The following is a 19,788-nucleotide window of genomic DNA, read 5'->3' on the forward strand; positions in this document are numbered from 1 at the left end:
CGGCCGGTTGATCGGCATGAATGGAGAGACACGATGAGTAGTATCACCCTTGACGATAAGCACCGCCTCGCCCTGGTTGACGCATTGCGCTGCTTTGCGGCGCTATGGGTGGTCCTGTTTCACTTCTCCGAGGGCAATCACCTTCCAACGCTTCTGGCAGCCATTCCGACCTGGTTGAAATATATCGTTTTCGACGCGGGTCACCTGGGTGTGCCGGTCTTTTTCGTTTTAAGCGGAATCGTCATGGCAGCCACGACATTTCGCGTGCCGATGAACAGTGCGAATGCTGCGAACTTTGTCGCGCGCCGTCTAGTACGCCTTGCCCCGCCCTACTATGCCGCCGTGGCGCTAGGCGTGTTGGTGATTGCGGCGAAACATCTGTCCGGGCAAAACGGGATTCAACTTCCAGGTTTTACGGATATTCTCGGGCATCTGGCGTTTCTTCAAGGCTTCCTGGGTATCGAAAACATCATCACCGTGTTCTGGACCCTGTGTATCGAAGTCCAGTTTTACATTGCCTTTGCCGTACTACTTTGGTTAGCCCATCAAGCCAATGGGGGCGAAGTTTTCCAGGCGCGCAATATTGCTATTTGGGTCAGCGCACTATTGGCACTGCTTTGGCCAACCGGCCTGATTCAATCGATAGGCTGGCAAGGCGGGTTCATTGGATTCTGGTTCAGCTTCATGGCCGGGGTTTTATGTGGCCAGACCCTTAAAGGCACAAGACAGAGCCGATACATTGCCGTTGGATACTGCGCAGTGCTTCTGCTTATCGGTGTTGCGAGCGAAAATTCATTCGCCATTGCTGCCGGGCTAACGGGTCTATCGTTTTGTTTGCTGGTGAATCACTCTGCCACCTTGGGTTTCATGTCCAGCTATCCAGTGATAAAGCTCGGCTTGATTTCCTACAGCCTGTATTTATTTCATTCGCCCGTGATTGGCACTTTCATGCGGCTGTTCCGGCGCTTCCTGCCGTCTGGCCTGGTGACCGACACACTGGCGTTGATCCTTGGATTAGCCGCCTGCATCACATTTGCCGCCATCGCCTACATGATCTTCGAACGTCCCGCCATCGCATGGAGCAGGCGCATCAAATTCAAACGCACCGACGCCGTTGTTGTTCAATCGGACGTCAATCCAGGCTGAATCCAGTGGTGGCACGTGGATCCCCAAGTTGTACGAATCCGCCATCGACGGCTGTCTTTCAAGACAGACCGTAATAAATTTGCCAGATTCGGTTTACTTTTTTGAGGTTGCTCAAGGTATGTCCAGTCTCGATCCATCCCTGCAAGACACCGCCGCACCTGATGGCGTTTGTTACGGCTGCGGCAGCAGCAATCCCCACGGGTTGCACATCAAGAGTTACTGGCATGAAGACGGCGTGCATGTCATGGCCGAACATGTGCCAGAGGCCAAGTATTGCGGTTGGCCTGATCTGGTTTATGGCGGGTTGATCGCGATGCTGGTCGATTGCCATTCAAACTGGACGGCGATGGCCTATCACTACCGCAATGAGCAGCGCGAAGTCAGTAGCCTGCCCCGCATCAACTGCGTGACCGGCAACCTCGGTATCAAATTCATCAAACCGACGCCCATGGGTATTCCTCTGACCCTGCGCGCGAAGGTCGAAGGTGAAGTGGGACGCAAATGCCGGGTGATCTGTGAGGTATTTGCCGGGGACGTGCTCACCGCTGTCGGAGACTCCGTTTTTGTTCGCGTCGATACCGGGCAACTGGCGGACGCCGCTCATGGCCGATAGTTGTTTTAGTCCCGACGGCTGCTCATCTTAAAGTGAGCAGCGAGCCCCTGCGAAAAGCGGCGTAACCGCTTACAATTGCGCCTTTTACCGCAAATCAGGCAGGCAACAAGGCTATGGCGCTCGACCCTCCGACGATGTTGACAATCTCGATCGCCCTCGCAACGGCCGCTGCGCTGTACCTGGCGATCGAGTGGCGCAGCATTCGTGAAACCTCGCTGCTGTTCTGGAGCGCAGGCTTTGCAACGATCACCGTGGGTTCGACACTCGCCCTGCTGCGCATGAGCGGCCTTTTGTTGATCGGCATCTGGTTCGCCAACGGTCTCTTGGTGTTGGCCCACTGGTTTTTTCTGCTGGGCGTCGCGAGGTTCACGCAGGTACGCCTGTCTCGCGGCTGGTACCTGATTTTCGTCGCATGGGCAGGACTGTTGTTACTGCCGGACGAGCCTTCCTGGTCGAAGATCATGCTGGTGGCGAACTCGCTGCTGGTTGCCCTGGTAACGCTCAGAGCCAGCTTCCTCCTGCGTCCCCACGGCAGGTCGTTGAGTGTGGGCGCGGTGCAGTTGCGCTATGTCTTGCTGGTCCACGGACTGTTCTATTTCATCAAGGCGCTGACGGCAATCGTCCCGGGCACCCTGATCGATCTTGCAGCCTTGCGCGGCGAAATCATTCAGATTTCCCTGGTCGAGGGCGCGATGGCGATCATGTTGATCGCGCTGTCGATGACCGGCACCGAGCGCTATCGCCGGGAAAAGCGGATAGCCCGACTGGCCGCCCGTGATCCGTTGACCACCCTATACAACCGCCGTGCCCTCGAAGTGCGGGCACCACGCTTGCTGGCTGAAGTTTCGAGCACTCGACCGGGCGCCCTGCTGCTGATCGATATCGACAACTTCAAACTGGTCAACGACCTGTTCGGCCACATCGCCGGCGACCGACTTCTGGTCACGCTGAGCGAGATGATTCGTTCTCTACTGCCCGAAGGCGCGCTGGCGGCCCGATTGGGCGGTGACGAATTCGTCATTCTGCTGAGCAACGCATCAAGGGCGGGAATCGTGGCGCTCGGCAGCACGCTACGCGAGCGGTTTCACAACGAGGCATCACAGACATTCGCCACGCCCGAAGCGGTGACTCTGAGCATCGGGGCCAACCTGTTCGACCATCCGCCAGCCAGTCTGGCGGCATTGATCGAGCAAGGTGACGCGGCGCTTTATGAATCCAAGCGTGGCGGACGCGACAGCATCCGCCTGGTAGACCGGACGCTGGCGCGCAGTGAGGGTCTACGCACAGATTGACTCCCGCAAAGGCGCCTTACTCAGCCACCGCGACTTGATTGCGGCCACGCGCCTTGGCTCGATACAGCGCCTTGTCGGCGTTGCTCATCAAACTGTGCAGATCCTTGTCGCTGGTTTCCATCGATGCCACCCCGACGCTGGCCGTGATGCAGTGAACCGGCCCGGTCATCAGCCCGGCAATCGACTGGATGAGTTCCTCGGCGAGGTTCTGCGCCGCCTCAAGGGAAGTTTCCGGGAGCAAAACAGCGAACTCCTCACCCCCTAGCCGGCCGTGAATGTCCGATTCACGAAAGAACTTGCAGATCACTACGCCCATTTGCCGCAGCACCTGGTCGCCGACCTGATGGCCATAGGTATCGTTGATGTGTTTGAAGTGGTCCATATCCAACATCACCGCGCACAGCGGCAGCTGGTAGTTCTGGCAATGGTTGTACAAGCGCTGGGCCTGTTCGAAGAACGCCCGGCGATTCTTCAAACCGGTGAGTTCATCGGTTTGCGCGGCCCGGGTGGAAATACTGTGGGCCATTTCCATTTCACGGGTTAAGCGAAAGGCCGTTTCCAGAGCATCAGAAAGTTTGCGTGTCGCGCTGAATACAAATGACGCAAACACCAAAACCGCACCGCCGATACCGACTTGCAGGACCGTCGGCTGGAACAACAGCCAAATGGCGCTGGGAAACAACACCAGAACAATCGACACAACCGTCATGTAGCGATAGGCCGAATAACAGGACACCGCGCTGACCGACATGCCGACGGTAAAGAGCATGACCAGCGCCTGGGCCAAAATATCGTTTGCCGGCATGATCGCTAACGCGCCACCGCCCCAGATACTGGCGGATAACACTAAGGTGACCCAATACAAACGTTCCCAGCGCAGAGGTGTGCGATCAGTTTCCGGACTGCGGAAATAGACAACAAACATCAAAATGCGCAACGACGTTGAACCCAGCAGCAGCGCAACCCACCAGGCAACGACGGTGTGATCTATGCGTTCCCAACACAGCCAGCACAACATGGCCAACGCCAGGAAAGCACCGAAAACTGCGGGCACTGATTGGCGAAACAACTGATGCAATCGGTCAGTGCGTACCTGCTGCGCGATAAAGCTTTCCTGCTCACGCCGAAATCCAAGGCCATCCATTTGAGCCGCCTGATCATGATGCTATGCCGAACTAGCATTGTGGCACATTGCTCAGGCCGGGCCGCAAAACTCCTTGAACACTCGGGCTTGCAGTTATCGGATAGCGCCGATTAGTCCCACCGCCCATCATCAGTGCGACACAACTAAGACCCCTTGGATAACTGCCTGATGCGCTTCCTTTACTTGATTCCAGTCATACTTCTTATGGGCTTGACGGGCTGCACGACGATGCCCGCCGCAGAAACACGACACACCGGATACCTGGATGATTACAGCCGACTCTCAAAAGATCCCAAGTGGCCTGACAGCGAATACTGGGTCAAACCAACACTGGATCTGAAAAAAGATTATCGAAAGCGTATCTACCTGGAGCCGCCCAAGTTTTACTTTGTGGGCAAGGATGTCGGGCTGATCACCGATCATCCCTCCGATACCAGCACCATGCTCAAGTACCTTCACCAGGCGATCCTCCTGGAGTTGTTAACCAGCGGCTACGATGTCATCGCCCGCCCCGAACCGAACTCCCTTCTGCTGCGCACGGCCATTACTGGCAGCGAACGCACGCCACGGGATTTGTCCGTTCCGGAATACTTGCCAGTCGGATTTGTCGTGGGCGGTGCGATGTACCTGACCGGCACTCGAGATGAAAGCTTGCGTATCTATTTTGAAAGTGAGTTGAGAGATGGCCAGACCGGTGAGCTGTTAGGTCAATCCGTCAGCGCCACCACTGGAAACGAGATTTCACCATCGGATAAAACCAAAGTCGAAGACACCTTTCCGGCCCTGGATACCTGGGCAAAACAACTGCGTGAACGCGCAGACAGTGCCTTTGCCTCCAACTAATCTGCGCCAACGACTTCAAGACAAAGGACTGTCTTGAGTTGCGGGCCAGCCGTGACAAAACACCACACTCTACTTGTCAGTTTCAGTACTTTCCGTTAGCGTCACGCCGCCGCGCCCTCACAGTGACTGTCTAGCCCCGCCTGTTGAGTCACCTCGCCGTACCCAATTCGTCTGTATACTCTGCCGAGCCCGCCTGAATGGAGGATTTCCATGAGCTACGCCTTTAAGTTGAAAAACGGTGCCACCGCTGTTTTCGACCCAGAGAGCGCCAAGCTATCCATTACTACGCCCCATGGAGATGTTCAGCATTCCACGCTGGCTCGGGCTGAGGCACGTCTGCTTGATCTGTTGCTGATCGAACCCGGCGTGACTAAAACCCGCGAAGAAATCATCGATTACACCTGGAATGACCGCGTCGTCGCTTCCGGCAGTTTGAATCAAGCCGTGTTTTCGCTGAGGAACATCCTCAACGACAGTCGAGACCATGAGATCGTGATGACGCTCCCTCGCCGAGGGTACTGTTTTAATCGTCATTATCTAATCGATGAACAAACTGAAGCGCCATTACCCTCGAATCAAATCGAACAGACCGTCGTTCCCGCCGCTGAACCGATGCTCCCCGCCGGCGATGCTGATCTGTCCTCGGCATTGGAGAAAAGCAAAAAGACCGGCATGGCTACAAAATGTTTGCTGGCGGGTTATGCAATAACCTTGTTGCTATGTGTTTTCACTTTTTCCCGATTCAGCTTCTCATTCGATACACCCACCATCGAAACTTCCAGCACCCAACAGAATGAGATCACGCTGCATGCATTAGGCAACAACGTGGCTGAAGCTCAGTCGCTGAGAGATATTTCCGCTGAGCAAGCAAAGAAACTGCCGTCACACTTGAAAGGTCAGGTCTGGATTAACCACACCAAGACAAATTACTCCGTCTCTTGCATTCGTCCCGACCTGAGCACCGCAAACTTAGAGTCAAACAGTCATCAAAATGATCTCGCCATGATGATTCAGCGATGCCTGGAAACAACCTTATGAAAATAGTTAAATCGCCCATCATTCATTGGATAGCACTCGGCGCTGTCAGCCTTCTCTGCATTATTGCGCTGACCTATTCACCTTCTTCCTACAAAGAAAATACCAGTTACCACACGGTAAGCCGGCAATTGCTCGAAGACCTTAGCGTCCTCAACACAGAGGAATACCTAACTATTGGCCATGGTCGGTTCACACAATCGACACTGGAGAGCATGGACGAAAAAATTCGCAATGCCACGCTTTCAGCGAATCTCATACAAGAAAGCAAAGATCGTATCCAGATAAAAATCAGTACTGTCAAACTTAGCCAGGACAACGAATTGTTTGCCATTGAAAAGACCCCCAATCTTTTCTTCAGGCGTCAATATGTTTTGCAGGAAGGTGCTGTTCTGAATTATCAATTCCTGCCCTCAGCCAATGAAAACACGCTTTGCTTTTACATTCATGAAGTCAGTCGCTTGCGCTGTATGAACCACTAGTCGCTTACGTCCAATAAAAAAATGACAATTAATGACTTGAGCCTACATTAATTCACTCCAGAATCTGAGCATCCCTGCTCTCTGGAGTCGATCGTGCTTAATCTTCGTCTTGGCAAGTTACCCCTCAAGCATAAGCTCGCGCTGGGCTTTCTCGCCTACTCGAGTGGCCTGTTGCTTGGCTGGCTTGCAAACCTTTGATCACTCCATATCCACCACAACTATCTTGGTGAACCTATGGAAAACTATCTCATTGCCAACCCGTGGCTTCGTGTATTGATCGTCGATCACGATCAATACACGCGAGTGAAAATCGACAAAACCCTTGCCAGCCTCGGCTATCACCGGGTCGCGCCGTTGAGCTCGTTTTGCGAATTAATGACAATTATCGATGGCGCAATGTCGGTTTTCGACCTGCTTATCATCAATGAGGCGGTATTGAAGAGCGCCGACTCACTGTTCGAGCAAACCATTCGCGACTGTCCGAACATCAGGCACCTGCTGATTTATCAGGAAGGGGACCTGCAACAAACGAGCGCTATCGAGTTTTCGATGCAATCAACTGACTTTACCCTGCCCCGCATTCCGGACAGGGAATCCATCAGTCAGGTGATGAGCTTCATTGATATGAGCACGTTCGTTAAAGCGGGTGACGAACACAAATCGAGATTTCGCCATAGCAGCAAATCAGCCTCGTGGCTCATGTAAACCGCTTGCCTGAGCGCGAAAATACACATTTTTGACTTTGATTTACTTCTCGGCGGCAAGAGTATCCCCGACTGCAAAACCACTTCGACCATTTGGAAAAACCGTTAACAAGGAAAGCTTTGCAATGCTGCTCAAAAACCTCGCAATCATATCGTTCGCTTCATTGCTTTCATTCAAGGCCATCGCCGACGACAAGGGCCTTTATGTAGGCGCCGGTGTATCCAGCGTTGAAACCGATAAAAAGACGCTGAGCGATAACGAGATGGGCTACAAGGTTTATACGGGATACCGCATGAATGATTATTTCGCTTTCGAAGGCGCAATCATCGACCTGGGAGACTTCAAGGATAACAATCTGAAATTCGAAGGCAGATCCGCACAATTGGCAACCCATATCGGATTTCCCATCGGACAACGCATCCGATTGTTTGGCAGCCTGGGTGCCCATGCGTGGGACGCGGACGGTAATGTTGAAAAGGACGACACCGGCGTTGATCTGACCTACGGCGCCGGCGTCGAAATGGATGTTTTCCGTAATTTTGGCTTACGCGCTGAATATGAAGTTCTGGAAGTCGGAAAAATAGACATCAATCAAACAACGGCTTCTGCTTATTTGCGTTTCTAATCAATCTGCCAGAGAGCGGTCCACATGATCGCTCTCTCACTTCTCTAGCGAATAAGCTTTATGAGCGTTCAGCGTCCTGACGAATTTTTTCACATAAACTCAGCATACCCCGAAAGACCGAGCAACTTTTCAAGCGCATGGGATATTGATTTCCAGCCTTTAGAAAAAGAAGCGCGCATCCTCCAGTACAAGTTGATACAGGGTCCCAGACTTCAGCACAGCCGACTTGAGTTTGACTCGCCTGTCAATGTCGTCAGCGCCGTTCCAAAAGGGCTGATGACATTTGCCATTTCACAGTCGCCGGTTGGACGCCCTACCTGGAACAATCAAAAACTGCTTCCAAACGAAATCGTCGTTTTGAACAGCGACGAACCTGTGCACTTCATCTGCGAACCGAACGAAGTTCTTTTCACCATCACCACCACGCTAGAACACTATGAACAGTGCCGCGAAAAACACTCAACCATTGATGTGCTTGCGAGTCGAAAAAAACATCGTTTCCAGACCGATAAATTTCAGCTCATGCAGTCTGCCATTCAAGCGATAAGCGCCTCTTGCGCCCAAGGCAACGAATACTCCGGCATTCCACACAACGACTTCGCCAACTCAAATACAGAAAACAGTTTGCTTGGCTCTCTACTGCAAATCCTGACACCCGACAGCAATAGCGCCCGTGAAACTCCGAAACGCAGACAAATCGCCAGGAAAGCCATTGAGTACATTCACGAGAACATCTCCCAACCGTTCAACATGAACACCCTCGTTGACCAACTGGAAACCACACACCGCACCTTGCATCTGGGTTTCATAGAAACGTTCGGGACTTCACCGATTGCCTACCTCAAAAACCTGAGGCTCTCAACGCTCGCCGCGACCTGATCAAGAAGACCTGGCCAACCGTGACTGAAACCGCCATGCATTGGAACTTCCACCATTTAGGGCGCTTCTCCAGGGATTATCAGGCTGCTTATGGTGAGTCACCGTCAGCGACAGTGAGGCGCAATTTTGGCTAGCCACCAGCGGGCTGCCGACGGTATCCGTTGGCACGCCCCATCTCGCCGGCGAGCTGCGCTAAGAGACTGCGCCTATCAGAAACAAATACTGCGGCTATTAGCTGACTACCCGATAGCGGTCTAGCCTTATCTAGCGTCGGCGTAGTCTGGCCGGCACAGACCTGATGTGAAGATAAGAATGAGTCAGAAAACTGACCAGGCATAAGGTGGGTCGTCGTATTGGCAACGTGGTTGCCACTGTCAGCAAAGCCCACGTGGCCACAACGATCAACTGATCGAGAAATTGGTCCAGCAGCCTGAGTCATTGATTTCGCTCGCTCTTCCCGTGCCCGAATCCGGGCCGGGTGGCTGAATGAACTCGACCAAAGGTAGCTCACACATGGCAAACGAATCGAAATGTCCCTTCAATCACGCCGCCGGCGGTGGCACAACAAACCGCGACTGGTGGCCGAATCAACTGAATCTGAAGATCCTGCATCAGCACTCGTCCTTGTCAGACCCCATGGACGAAGGCTTCAACTATGCAGAGGCTTATAAGAAGCTGGACTTTGCTGCCGTCAAAAGCGACCTGAACGCGCTGATGACGCAGTCGCAAGACTGGTGGCCAGCGGACTTTGGCCATTACGGGCCGCTCTTTGTTCGCATGGCCTGGCACGCCGCAGGCACCTACCGCACCGGGGACGGACGCGGCGGCGCCGGTACTGGCCAGCAACGCTTTGCACCGCTAAACAGTTGGCCGGACAACGTCAGCCTCGACAAGGCACGCCGGTTGCTGTGGCCGATCAAACAAAAGTATGGCAACAACATTTCCTGGGCTGACCTGATTGTGCTCACCGGCAACGTCGCGCTGGAGTCCATGGGCTTCAAGACCTTCGGTTTTTCCGGTGGTCGCCCGGATGTCTGGGAACCGGATGAAGACGTGTATTGGGGCACTGAAAAAAAATGGCTGGCTGGAGATTCACGCTACGGCAAAGACGACAACGGGCCCGCTCAAGCGCCCGGCGATGTTCCACTGGTTGCTGAACCCGGGAGGAATGAGGACAGCCGTACCGAAGACGGTCGCATCCTTGAAAACCCCCTCGCCGCCGTTCAAATGGGCCTGATCTATGTGAATCCGGAAGGTCCCGAAGGCACCCCCGACCCGGTCGCTGCCGGGATAGACATCCGCGAAACCTTCGGTCGCATGGCGATGAACGACGAAGAAACCGTGGCGCTGATTGCCGGCGGCCACGCCTTCGGCAAAACCCACGGCGCCGGTCCTGCCGACAATGTGGGTGCCGAGCCTGAAGCGGCCGGTCTGGAACTACAGGGGTTGGGCTGGAAAAACAGCTTCGGCACTGGCAAAGGCCCGGACACCATCACCAGCGGCCTGGAAGTCACCTGGACCACAACACCCACCAAATGGAGCAATAACTTCCTGGAGAACGTGTTCGGTTTCGAATGGGAACTGTCGAAAAGCCCGGCGGGCGCCCACCAGTGGGTGCCAAAAAACGGCGCTGGGGCCGGCATCATTCCGGATGCTCATGACCCGTCGAAACGCCGTAACCCGACCATGCTTACCACTGACCTGGCCCTGCGCTTCGACCCGATCTACGAACCGATTTCCCGGCGTTTCCTGGAAAATCCCGACCAGTTGGCCGACGCCTTCGCCCGCGCCTGGTACAAGCTGATCCACCGTGACATGGGGCCGCTCTCGCGTTACCTCGGCCCGGAAAACCCAAGCGAAGTGTTGCTGTGGCAAGACCCGATCCCCGCGGTCGACCATGCCCTGGTCAACGACAGCGACGTCGCGGCGCTCAAGAGCAAACTGCTGGCCTCGGGTCTGTCGATCCCTGAGCTTGTCTCTACCGCATGGGCGGCAGCTTCGACGTTCCGCGGTTCAGACAAACGCGGCGGCGCCAACGGTGGGCGGCTGCGTCTGGCGCCGCAGAAGTCCTGGCAGGCCAACCAGCCTGAGCAACTGGCGAACGTGTTGGCGAAACTCGAGAGCATCCAGAACGAGTTCAACACCGGCGGCAAGAAAATCTCGTTGGCGGACCTGATCGTGCTGGCTGGGAGTGCCGGCGTCGAACAGGCAGCGAAAAACGCCGGGCACACCGTCACGGTGCCGTTCACGCCGGGGCGGATGGACGCTTCCCAGGAGCAGACGGACGTCGATTCCTTCGGTTTCCTCGAACCGATTGCCGATGGTTTCCGTAACTACCTCAAAGGCCGGTACACCGTTTCAGCCGAAGCACTGCTGATCGACAAAGCGCAATTGCTGACGCTCTCCGCACCTGAAATGACCGCACTCATTGGCGGTCTGCGCGTGCTTAACACCAACGTCGGGAAAACCGCCCACGGCGTCTTCACGAGTCGGCCAGAGGCGTTGACCAACGACTTCTTCACCAACCTGCTGGACATGGGCGTGGAATGGAAACCGGTGTCGGAGGCCAATGAGGAGTTCGAAGGCCGTGATCGCAAAACCGGCCAGCCGAAGTGGAAAGCTACCCGTGTCGACCTGGTCTTCGGTTCCAACGCGCAGTTGCGGGCGTTGGCCGAAGTCTATGCAAGCGCTGGCGGGCAGGAGAAATTGGTCAAAGACTTCGTGGCGGCGTGGACCAAGGTGATGAACCTGGATCGCTTCGAACTGAAGTGAAACCCGGGTGCGGCGATTGACCAAGGGCGGCGCAATGCCGCCCTTGTTGCTTCGATTGTTAAAAATCCTGGGACGACGACGTCTATTGATGCACCTCACGACCCAGGCTTCGTGCGAAAATCCCTGCCATCCTTTCAAGCACTGACAAGCCGAGTAGAAAAAATGAATCGCCAGAAAAAACTACAACAGTTGTTCAAGGAAAAAGCCAAAAAGGCCAGCGCCAAACTGGCACCGAAAAAGCCTAAATACATCAGTAAAGCGGACCGAGCGAAATTGGCTGCCGAAGCCGGCCCGGACGAGATCATTTCCCCCGAGAGCTGATCCGAAAGCCGCACGTGTTTTTACCCGGACTATCTGCTCACCCCCTCCACTCTCGCGGACTGACACCGGTCTTGCGTCGAAATGCCCGAGCCAGCGCCGAAGGACTTTCGTAGCCCACTTCTTCGGCGATCAGGGCGATGGGTTTGCCCTCGCGCAGACGCTTCTGCGCCAGGCTGATACGCCAACTCACCAGATAATCCACGGGTGACTGCCCGACCACGCGCTTGAAGTGTTCGGCGAAACTGGCCCGCGACATATGGGCCAATTCCGACAACTGCGCCACGCTCCAGGCCTTGCCGGGGGTTTCGTGCATAAGGTTCAAGGGCCGGGCGAGGCGTGAATCGGCGAGACCGGCCATCATCCCCGGTTGCTGACTTCGACTGCTGAGGATATGCCGCAGCAACAGGATCACCACCAGTTCGAACAGTCGATCCATCACCGCTTCACGCCCACAGGTGCCATCGAAAGCCTCGCTGAACAGCCATTCCAGCGTGCTGCCCAAGGTCGGGATTTCCTCGAGTTTCAGCACCAGGTAGTCCGGCAACGCCGCCGCCAAGGCATTGCTTGAGCCGCCGTCGAATGTCAGCGAGGCGCAGACCAACTGCGTGTCGGCGTCTTCCGCAGACGACAGGCGGTGACGATACGGCCGTGGGAAAAAGATCAGTGTCGGCTCGGTGATCAGCAGTTCACGTTCATCGGCCAGTTTCAGCAACAGTTCTCCACCCTGAAGCAGGTGCAGATGCCCGCACGTCTGGCTGCCATCGAAAGCCGTGATGCCGCAAAAGGTACCGCTGTGGAAAGTGCCGGCGTTGACGCCGAAATGTGCAAGCAGCGTAGACAAGCGATCCATGGAAAGTACCCCGAGAGCAGTTCTGGACGATCTGTCGCATATCGTCGACGATTTGCACCCAATAGACCAGAGCCAATCACTAGCATGAACTCCGTACCCAGCGCCTGTCGCGCTTCAATCCTCGGAGAATCAACATGACCCGTATTAGCCCTGTCAGCCTCGAACACGCCACCGACACCACCCGCCCGCTGCTGGAAGGCGTGCAGAAGAAAATCGGTTTCCTGCCCAACGTCTTCCGCGTGTTGGCCCAAGCTCCCGCCGTGTTGGCTTCCTACCTACAAAACTCGGCGGCGCTGGGCAAGACGTCCTTGAGCGCTACGGAGAAGGAAGCGATTTTCCTCGCCACTTCACAGGTTAACGGCTGCGACTACTGCCTGGCGGCGCACACGCTGTTCGCTGGCAAGGCCGGGCTCTCCGGCCAGGAGATCCTCAGCGCCCGGGAAGGCAAGCTAGACAGCTACGCCTTGCTCGCCCGGCAGATCACCGAAAGCCGAGGCCACCTGAGTAGCGAGCAAATCGCCGCGGCCCGCGCTTCCGGGATCAATGACGCGAAGATCATCGAAGTGATCGCCCACGTGGCTTCGCAAACGCTGACCAACTACCTGAACAACGTCGCCCTGACCGATATCGACTTCCCGGCGATCGATGCCTGAGCCACTCATAAGCGGAGGACTGACCATGAACACCGTGACCCTGTACACCACCGACACCTGCCCTTACTGCCGCAGCGCCAAATCACTGCTGGCGAGCAAAGGCATCACGATGCAGGAAATCAATATTCAGACCCAGCCGGGCAAACTCGAAGAAATGCTCAGCCGCAGCGGTCGACGCAGCGTGCCGCAGATTTTCATCGGCGACATGCATATCGGCGGTTTCGACGACCTCGCCAAACTGGATCGCCAGGGCGGGTTGATGTCGATGCTGGCGTGAGTCTGTAGGAGCTGCCGCAGGCTGCGATCTTTTGATTTTGCTTTCAAAGATCAAAAGATCGCAGCCTGCGGCAGCTCCTACAGGGGTTGCGCGCAATTGGCGGACATCTCAGTCGTCTTCATGCAACTTGATCCCACGCTTATGCAGCAGATACGGCACCAACAACACCAGCAGCGTCAGGGCCAGGAAGAACGCCGAGATGGGCTGGGTGACGAAGATCATCCAGTCGCCCTCGCTGATGGATAACGCATTGCGCAATTGCTTCTCGGCCATCGGCCCCAACAGCATGCCCACGATCACCGGGGCAACCGGGAAATCGAAACGCCGCATCAACACACCCGCCCAACCGATGCCCAACATCAGGAACAAGTCAAAGGACGAATGGCGCATGCCGTACACGCCAATGGTGGCGAACACCAGAATCCCGGCGTTCAAGTAAGGTCGGGGGATTTGCAGGAGCTTGACCCACAACCCCACCAGCGGCAGGTTCAACACCAGCAGGATGACGTTGCCGATGTACAGCGACGCCACCAGCGTCCAGACCAGATCGGCAGAGGTTTCGAAGAGCATCGGCCCCGGTTGCAGGTTGTAGTTCTGGAACGCCGCCAACAGAATCGCCGCGGTGGCGGAAGTCGGTATTCCGAGGGTCAGCAGCGGCACCAATGACCCGGTGGCGCTGGCGTTGTTGGCCGCTTCCGGCCCGGCCACGCCTTCGATGGCGCCCTCGCCCTTGTTGGCGGAAAACTCCTTCGGGTACTTGCTGAGTTTGCGTTCGGTCGAATAGGACAGGAACGTCGGAATTTCCGCGCCACCGGCCGGAATCGAGCCGAACGGAAATCCGATCAGCGTACCTCTCAGCCACGCGGGCACCGAGCGTTTCCAGTCAGCGCGGGTCATCCACATCGAGGTCATGCGGTGCCGTCCCTCCACTTGCTCCTTTTGATAGAGCAGGCTGTACAGCGCTTCTCCGACCGCGAATAAGCCGACCGCCACCAGCACCACTTCGATGCCATCCACCAGTTCGGGCACACCCAAGGTGTAGCGGGCGATGCCCGAGGTCGAATCCAGGCCGATCAAGCCGATCACCAGTCCGATCCCCAGTGAGGCAAAGCCGCGCAGCATCGAGGCGCCGAGCACCGCCGACACGGTGGTGAAGGACAACACCAGAATCGCGAAATACTCCGCCGGCCCAAAATTCAGCGCCAGCCTGGCCACCACCGGTGCAAACAGGGTCAGCAATATCGTGGCAATGGTGCCGGCGACAAACGAGCCTATCGCCGCCGTCGCCAGCGCCGGCCCTGCCCGACCATTGCGCGCCATGAGGTTGCCTTCCAGGGCCGTGACCATGGAAGACGACTCGCCGGGCGTATTGAGCAAAATCGACGTGGTGGAACCGCCAAACTGCGCGCCGTAATAAATCCCGGCGAACATGATCAGCGCACCGGTGGGATCGACCTTGGCGGTGATCGGCAGCAGCAACGCCACCGTCAGCGCCGGCCCGATGCCCGGCAAGACACCGATGGCGGTCCCCAGCAGGCAGCCGATAAATCCCCACATCAGATTGATCGGCGTCAGCGCCGCGGAAAACCCCATCAACAGGCTGGAGAGAATGTCCACGCGGTCGATCTCCTTGGGCCCGGGTCAAATCCAGGCGTTGACCAGCGGCGGCAGGGAAACCCCCAGCCCGGCGTTGAACAGCCAATAAATCGGTAGGGTCAGGGCAATGCCGATGGCGAGGTCGCGCAACGGGTGACGACTGCCAAAGCCCCGTGCGGCGCAGACAAACAGCAGCGCACCAGACAATACGAAGCCGATAACGTTGATGAGCACGGCAACACCGACAAGCCCCCCGGTCACCCAGGCTGCACCGGCCTTGCCGCCGGGAATCGTGCCCTGGACGTCGCCGTTATCCAGTTCACGGAAACCGCCGCTCGCGGCCTGGTAACTGAGCAACACCCCGACCACGCCCAGAAACGCCGCGACGACGTAGGGATAGACGTAAGCCGGCAGAATGACGAAGCCCATCTCCGGTGGAAAGCGGTAGGCGCCCACGGCCAGTACGACACTGAGAACGATCAGGCCAATGCCGATCGCCAGTTGCGTGGGCACCACTGCACGCGACCCGGCCATCTCAAAGCAGCCCGACCTTGACCAGCATCGCGCGCAACCGCACGTGCTCTTCGTCGACGAATTTGCCGAAGTCATCACCGGTCAGCACGCTCGGCGACCACGCATTGGTTTGAATGTTGTCCTGCCAGACTTTGCTGTTGCTGGCGGCCACCACCGCGTCGGTGACTTCCTTACGCTGCTCGGGTGTGAGGCCTGCTGCGCCATACACACCGCGCCAGTTGCCGATGATCACGTCGTAGCCGCTTTCTTTAAGCGTCGGCGCATCGATCCCGGGAACACGCTCAGGCGCGCCGATGGCGAGGACGCGGATCTGGCCGTTCTTGATGTACTGACCGAGCTCGGCATACCCGCCGGTGAGCACTTTGATCTGGCCACCGAGGACCTGGGCCACCACTTCGCCCCCACCGCCCGTGGCGATGTAATTGACCTTGTTGACCGGGACATCGAGCTTGCCCGCCAGCTCGGCGATGCCGATGTGGTCGATCGAACCCTTGGAGCCACCGCCCCAGGTGATGCTGGACGGTTTCGCCTTGAAGTCCGTGATCAGCTCATCGAGGGTCTTGTACGGCGACTCCTTGCGCACGGCAATCACGTTGTACTCGGTGAACAGCCGGGCAATCGGCGTCACGTCTTTCAAGGTGATTTGCGGTTTGTTCTGTTCGATGCCCGCGACCATGATCGCGCCGACCACCAGCAGCGCGTTGGGGTCGCCCTTGGTGCTGTTGGCAAACTGTGCCAGCCCCAGCGTTCCGCCGGCGCCGCCCTTGTTCTCGAATGTCGTGGATTTGGCCGCATTGGCTTCGATCAGGGCTTTGCCCAGCACCCGCGCGGTCTGGTCGTAACCACCGCCAACGGAGCCCGGGGCCATGAATTTGACGGTATCCAGCGCGAACGCGGGGGTGGTGAGAGCGGCAGCGGTGAGACTTATAGCCAGGTAGCGACTGAAGCGGGTCAGCAGAACGGACATGGGGCGAATCTCCCTTGTTTTTATGGGTGCCATGGGGATGTCGATCAGGGTGTGTGGCCTGCCCTGACGACCTTTGGCCTGCGGATAAGCTTAGGTCATGGTTTTGGTTGTTGACGGTCTTTCAACCGAAGGTTCGATGTTGCGAACCCTGCGTCACAGACAGAAACATTCTTTCGGACGGCATGATTCGCCGCTTTGAAGCCGCCGACTATTCTGAAAAACACCTTGGAATAATTGAACGCCGCACCGTAGCGAGCACAGCCCGACATTTATCGACGTCCTGCAACAGGAGAACCGTGTCATGAAGATCATGCTCAAGGGCATTGGATTGTCATTGTTACTGGTTGCCACTGCGGCCTTCGCCCATCACGGCTGGAGTGAGTACGACTCCAGCAAACCCTTGCAACTGAGCGGCACCATCGAGCAATCCGGCTACTCCCATCCCCACGGGTTCGTAAACCTGAAAACCGCAGACAAAACCTGGAACGTGGTACTGGCACCGCCTTCGCGCATGGAGAATCGGGGCCTTTCGCAAGACATGCTGGCGGTGGGCACGCAAGCGACCGTGGTCGGCTACCAAAATCGCAACAAGGCCGATGAACTGCGCGCAGAACGCATCACCATTGGCGAAAAAACCATCGAATTGCGCTAATGGAGACCTCGCAAACCTGGCTGGACTGGATGCATGATTCGCCGCTGGGCGCTGCCATGCGGGGCGATATGTGGCTCTACCCGCTGGTCGAGGTGATGCACATCGTGGGCTTCAGCGTGCTGGTCGGCGCGGTGGTGATGTTTGATCTGCGGGTGCTAGGGTTGTCGCGGACGATCCAGGTCACGGCCCTGGCCCGCCATCTGCTGAGTTGGGCCATCGCGGCACTGCTATTGATCGTACCGGCCGGGTTGATGATGTTTTCGGCCCATCCACACGACTTTGCCTCCAATGACATTTTCATCCTCAAGCTATGCCTGATCGCCACGGCGGGACTGAACGCCTTGTTGTTCCATGTCGGCGTCTACCGTTCCGTTGGGGCGTGGAATACCGGCGTTGCAGCGCCTGGTGTGGCTCGAGTTCAGGCGCTGTTTTCCATTGGGTTATGGGTCAGTGTGATTTTTTGCGGGCGGTTGTTGGCCTACACCTGAGTACACATGCTTTGGGGTTTCACCGCTGCGGCGAACCACATGAAAAAGCTCCAGGTTGCGCGCATTCCTTGTAGGAGCCGGCTTGCTGGCGATGGCGGCCGTTCGGTGGACATCGCAGCGCCTGCCCCACCGTCATCGCCAGCAACCCGGCTCCTACAGGGATGCGTGTTTTCAGAAGGATAGGCTTCTGCTCTTGCTCTTGCTCTTGCTCTTGCTCTTGATCTGGCTTTTGATCTTGATCTGCCCCGTCGAGAGGCCGAGTGGTGGTTCTGCGCAGTGGGCACCGCGGCAAGGATGCCGCGGTAGCCGCCCCCGGCCATGGATGGCCGATGGCGGCGGGCCCACGGAGCAGGACCGGAGCGAGGGCATGCCGAGCCTTGGCGAGGCACCGAACGTCAGGGGCGAAAGCGCTTGGTTACTTGGCGCTCTTCCAAATAACCCGCCGTAAGGGCGGAACCTTAGGTAGCCGTGACCGCAACAATGGATATGTACACCTGAAAGAACATGGTCGGCTGTAAGGCCGCCATCGCCGGCAGGCCAGCTCTCACAGGAAATGTGTACAACCGATCTGAAGACAGATCATTACAAACATGTCATCAAGTTGTCAGCCTGACCAACACCCTCGCTCCCTACAGTGAACCCGTCAGTCACCCACTCCGGATGACACGCCTCCCACTGACGAAGACAAGGGTCCCCACCATGAAACCATTGAGCAAACTCTGCCTGATCGCCGCCAGCCTGTTCATGCTGGGCAGCGGTTCCGCCATGGCCGCCAGCACCGCACCGGTCAAGGCCAACAACGTCGTGCTGGTGCACGGCTCCTGGGCTGATGGCTCCAGTTGGTCGGACGTAATCGCCCGTTTGCAGGCTGCCGGCTTGCACGTCACTGCGGTGCAGAACCCGCTGACCTCAGTGGCCGATGACGTTGCTGCAACCCAACGGGTCCTCGATCAACAGGACGGGCCGACCGTGCTGGTCGGCCATTCCTACGCCGGCACGGTGGTCAGTGAGGCCGGGGTCAATCCGAAGGTCAGTTCGCTGGTGTACGTCGCTGCCCGCGCGCCGGATGCCGGGGAAGACTTCGTCGCCCTGTCGGCCAAATACCCGACCATGCCCGTGCGCGCCGGCACCGAAGAGCACGATGGTTTTATCAGCCTGAAGCAAGACGCCTTCCTCAAATACTTCGCCAGCGACGTGCCCCACGACAAGGCCATGCAGCTGTTCGCCGTGCAACAGCCGATCGCCAAGACGCTGTTCACCGACCGCACCACCGCTGCGGCCTGGCACACCAAGCCGTCGTGGTACGCGGTGTCCAGCCAGGATCAGACCATCAACCCGGACCTGGAACGTTTCCTCGCCAAACGCATGGGCGCGACCACCATCGAACTGCCGTCGAGCCACTTGTCGCTGGTGTCCCATTCCAAGGAAATCGCCGACCTGATCCTCGCTGCCGCCGGTCGCCAGTCATAACCCCAAACCCGTTTATTACAACTTTGTAATCGACCTGTTGGTGGGCTGTCCGGATCGCCTGGTTAACCTGAACTCACTGTCAGGTAACGACTCGGCAGCCACCACACACCCTGAATAGAGAGACTGATCATGAAACTGTACATCCTTGGTTTTGCCGCCCTCCTCGCCACCGGCTCGGCGTTTGCCGATACCCAAAGCAGCGCCCCGGTGATCCACGACAAGGACGCCGCCTTCGTCCACCTCGACGTGGCCAAAGTACTGGGCGAAACCGACATTTCGCAACAGTGCGGCATCATCCCCGCTCAACTGAACTACCTCGACCACCAGGGCCGCCAGCATGAACTGGACTACATCGTCCAAGGCAGCGGCTGCACCAATGATCATTGATCGCCGCCCCTGCGTACCGGCAAATGAACGGGCTACACTGGCGACACTGCGTGCCGC

At 57.1% G+C, this 19,788-nt stretch carries 23 protein-coding genes; 18 read left to right on the plus strand and 5 right to left on the minus strand.

The window, feature by feature from the left end:
• The first annotated feature begins 33 nt into the window (after positions 1–33).
• The 3 genes from NL64_RS22340 (at position 34) to NL64_RS22350 (ending at position 3,051) form a co-directional block, all read left to right on the plus strand.
• Positions 34–1,146, plus strand: a complete 1,113-nt coding sequence (locus NL64_RS22340; protein ID WP_034150225.1) for an acyltransferase family protein — start codon at positions 34–36, stop codon at positions 1,144–1,146.
• A 118-nt stretch (positions 1,147–1,264) separates the two neighbouring features.
• Positions 1,265–1,759, plus strand: coding sequence for a PaaI family thioesterase (locus tag NL64_RS22345; protein WP_034150226.1), 495 nt, complete (start codon positions 1,265–1,267; stop codon positions 1,757–1,759).
• Between the two features lie 113 nt (positions 1,760–1,872).
• On the plus strand, positions 1,873–3,051 hold the full coding sequence (locus NL64_RS22350; protein WP_080758075.1) for a GGDEF domain-containing protein: 1,179 nt from the start codon (positions 1,873–1,875) through the stop codon (positions 3,049–3,051).
• A 16-nt stretch (positions 3,052–3,067) separates the two neighbouring features.
• Here NL64_RS22350 and NL64_RS22355 read toward each other — a convergent pair whose 3' ends face one another.
• Positions 3,068–4,195, minus strand: a complete 1,128-nt coding sequence (locus NL64_RS22355) for a GGDEF domain-containing protein (protein ID WP_034150227.1) — start codon at positions 4,193–4,195, stop codon at positions 3,068–3,070.
• Between the two features lie 168 nt (positions 4,196–4,363).
• On the opposite strand from NL64_RS22355, the gene NL64_RS22360 reads away from it, so the two are divergent.
• The 9 genes from NL64_RS22360 (at position 4,364) to NL64_RS29785 (ending at position 11,857) form a co-directional block, all read left to right on the plus strand.
• Positions 4,364–5,038, plus strand: coding sequence for a DUF3313 domain-containing protein (locus tag NL64_RS22360; protein ID WP_034150228.1), 675 nt, complete (start codon positions 4,364–4,366; stop codon positions 5,036–5,038).
• A gap of 210 nt (positions 5,039–5,248) precedes the next feature.
• Positions 5,249–6,076, plus strand: coding sequence for a winged helix-turn-helix domain-containing protein (locus NL64_RS22365; protein ID WP_034150229.1), 828 nt, complete (start codon positions 5,249–5,251; stop codon positions 6,074–6,076).
• A complete protein-coding gene (locus NL64_RS22370) occupies positions 6,073–6,555 on the plus strand; it encodes a hypothetical protein (RefSeq protein WP_034150230.1) in 483 nt (160 codons plus the stop codon). The genes NL64_RS22365 and NL64_RS22370 overlap by 4 nt, the downstream gene beginning before the upstream one ends.
• Before the next feature lie 234 nt (positions 6,556–6,789).
• The gene (locus NL64_RS22375; RefSeq protein WP_034150231.1) at positions 6,790–7,260 is read left to right on the plus strand and encodes a hypothetical protein; all 471 of its coding nucleotides are present in this window, start codon (positions 6,790–6,792) and stop codon (positions 7,258–7,260) included.
• A 124-nt stretch (positions 7,261–7,384) separates the two neighbouring features.
• Positions 7,385–7,885: an outer membrane beta-barrel protein gene (locus tag NL64_RS22380; RefSeq protein ID WP_034150232.1), complete on the plus strand. Its 501-nt coding sequence runs from the start codon at positions 7,385–7,387 to the stop codon at positions 7,883–7,885.
• A 60-nt stretch (positions 7,886–7,945) separates the two neighbouring features.
• Complete coding sequence (locus NL64_RS22385; RefSeq protein WP_253277099.1) at positions 7,946–8,764, plus strand: AraC family transcriptional regulator; 819 nt, start codon at positions 7,946–7,948, stop codon at positions 8,762–8,764.
• Positions 8,765–8,799: 35 nt separating this feature from the next.
• On the plus strand, positions 8,800–8,898 hold the full coding sequence (locus tag NL64_RS30685) for a hypothetical protein (RefSeq protein ID WP_253277101.1): 99 nt from the start codon (positions 8,800–8,802) through the stop codon (positions 8,896–8,898).
• 379 nt (positions 8,899–9,277) lie between these two features.
• A complete protein-coding gene (gene katG, locus NL64_RS22390) occupies positions 9,278–11,536 on the plus strand; it encodes a catalase/peroxidase HPI (RefSeq protein ID WP_034150233.1) in 2,259 nt (752 codons plus the stop codon).
• Positions 11,537–11,698: 162 nt separating this feature from the next.
• Entirely contained in the window at positions 11,699–11,857 is a 159-nt protein-coding gene (locus tag NL64_RS29785) for a DUF2986 domain-containing protein (protein ID WP_080758077.1), read from the plus strand.
• Between the two features lie 37 nt (positions 11,858–11,894).
• Here the strand turns inward: NL64_RS29785 and NL64_RS22395 are convergent, their stop codons facing one another.
• A complete protein-coding gene (locus NL64_RS22395) occupies positions 11,895–12,707 on the minus strand; it encodes an AraC family transcriptional regulator (RefSeq protein WP_034150234.1) in 813 nt (270 codons plus the stop codon).
• Positions 12,708–12,841: 134 nt separating this feature from the next.
• Here NL64_RS22395 and NL64_RS22400 point away from each other — a divergent pair, with 134 nt between their 5' ends.
• Together NL64_RS22400 and grxC are read left to right on the plus strand one after the other, a co-directional pair.
• Positions 12,842–13,360 carry a carboxymuconolactone decarboxylase family protein gene (locus NL64_RS22400; protein WP_034150235.1) on the plus strand — a complete coding sequence of 173 codons (519 nt, stop codon included), beginning with the start codon at positions 12,842–12,844 and terminating at the stop codon, positions 13,358–13,360.
• Positions 13,361–13,385: 25 nt separating this feature from the next.
• Complete coding sequence (gene grxC / locus NL64_RS22405) at positions 13,386–13,637, plus strand: glutaredoxin 3 (RefSeq protein ID WP_034150236.1); 252 nt, start codon at positions 13,386–13,388, stop codon at positions 13,635–13,637.
• A gap of 108 nt (positions 13,638–13,745) precedes the next feature.
• Here the strand turns inward: grxC and NL64_RS22410 are convergent, their stop codons facing one another.
• From NL64_RS22410 to NL64_RS22420, 3 genes are read right to left on the minus strand one after another with little or no spacing between them, the layout of a single operon-like run.
• On the minus strand, positions 13,746–15,254 hold the full coding sequence (locus tag NL64_RS22410; RefSeq protein WP_034150237.1) for a tripartite tricarboxylate transporter permease: 1,509 nt from the start codon (positions 15,252–15,254) through the stop codon (positions 13,746–13,748).
• Between the two features lie 24 nt (positions 15,255–15,278).
• On the minus strand, positions 15,279–15,767 hold the full coding sequence (locus NL64_RS22415) for a tripartite tricarboxylate transporter TctB family protein (RefSeq protein ID WP_034150238.1): 489 nt from the start codon (positions 15,765–15,767) through the stop codon (positions 15,279–15,281).
• A 1-nt stretch (position 15,768) separates the two neighbouring features.
• Positions 15,769–16,734, minus strand: a complete 966-nt coding sequence (locus tag NL64_RS22420) for a Bug family tripartite tricarboxylate transporter substrate binding protein (RefSeq protein ID WP_034150239.1) — start codon at positions 16,732–16,734, stop codon at positions 15,769–15,771.
• Between the two features lie 301 nt (positions 16,735–17,035).
• On the opposite strand from NL64_RS22420, the gene NL64_RS22425 reads away from it, so the two are divergent.
• The 4 genes from NL64_RS22425 to NL64_RS22445 all read left to right on the plus strand — a co-directional run bounded on the left by NL64_RS22425 (position 17,036) and on the right by NL64_RS22445 (position 19,731).
• Positions 17,036–17,386: a DUF6152 family protein gene (locus NL64_RS22425; RefSeq protein ID WP_034150240.1), complete on the plus strand. Its 351-nt coding sequence runs from the start codon at positions 17,036–17,038 to the stop codon at positions 17,384–17,386.
• Entirely contained in the window at positions 17,386–17,874 is a 489-nt protein-coding gene (locus NL64_RS22430; RefSeq protein ID WP_034150241.1) for a DUF6644 family protein, read from the plus strand. The genes NL64_RS22425 and NL64_RS22430 overlap by 1 nt, the downstream gene beginning before the upstream one ends.
• Positions 17,875–18,573: 699 nt before the next feature.
• Positions 18,574–19,344, plus strand: a complete 771-nt coding sequence (locus tag NL64_RS22440) for an alpha/beta hydrolase (RefSeq protein ID WP_034150243.1) — start codon at positions 18,574–18,576, stop codon at positions 19,342–19,344.
• A gap of 129 nt (positions 19,345–19,473) precedes the next feature.
• Positions 19,474–19,731 carry a DUF2790 domain-containing protein gene (locus NL64_RS22445; RefSeq protein ID WP_034150244.1) on the plus strand — a complete coding sequence of 86 codons (258 nt, stop codon included), beginning with the start codon at positions 19,474–19,476 and terminating at the stop codon, positions 19,729–19,731.
• Positions 19,732–19,788 lie beyond the last annotated feature (57 nt).

Origin of the sequence: Pseudomonas fluorescens, from assembly GCF_000802965.1 — a bacterium.
Taxonomy (GTDB): domain Bacteria; phylum Pseudomonadota; class Gammaproteobacteria; order Pseudomonadales; family Pseudomonadaceae; genus Aquipseudomonas; species Aquipseudomonas fluorescens_A.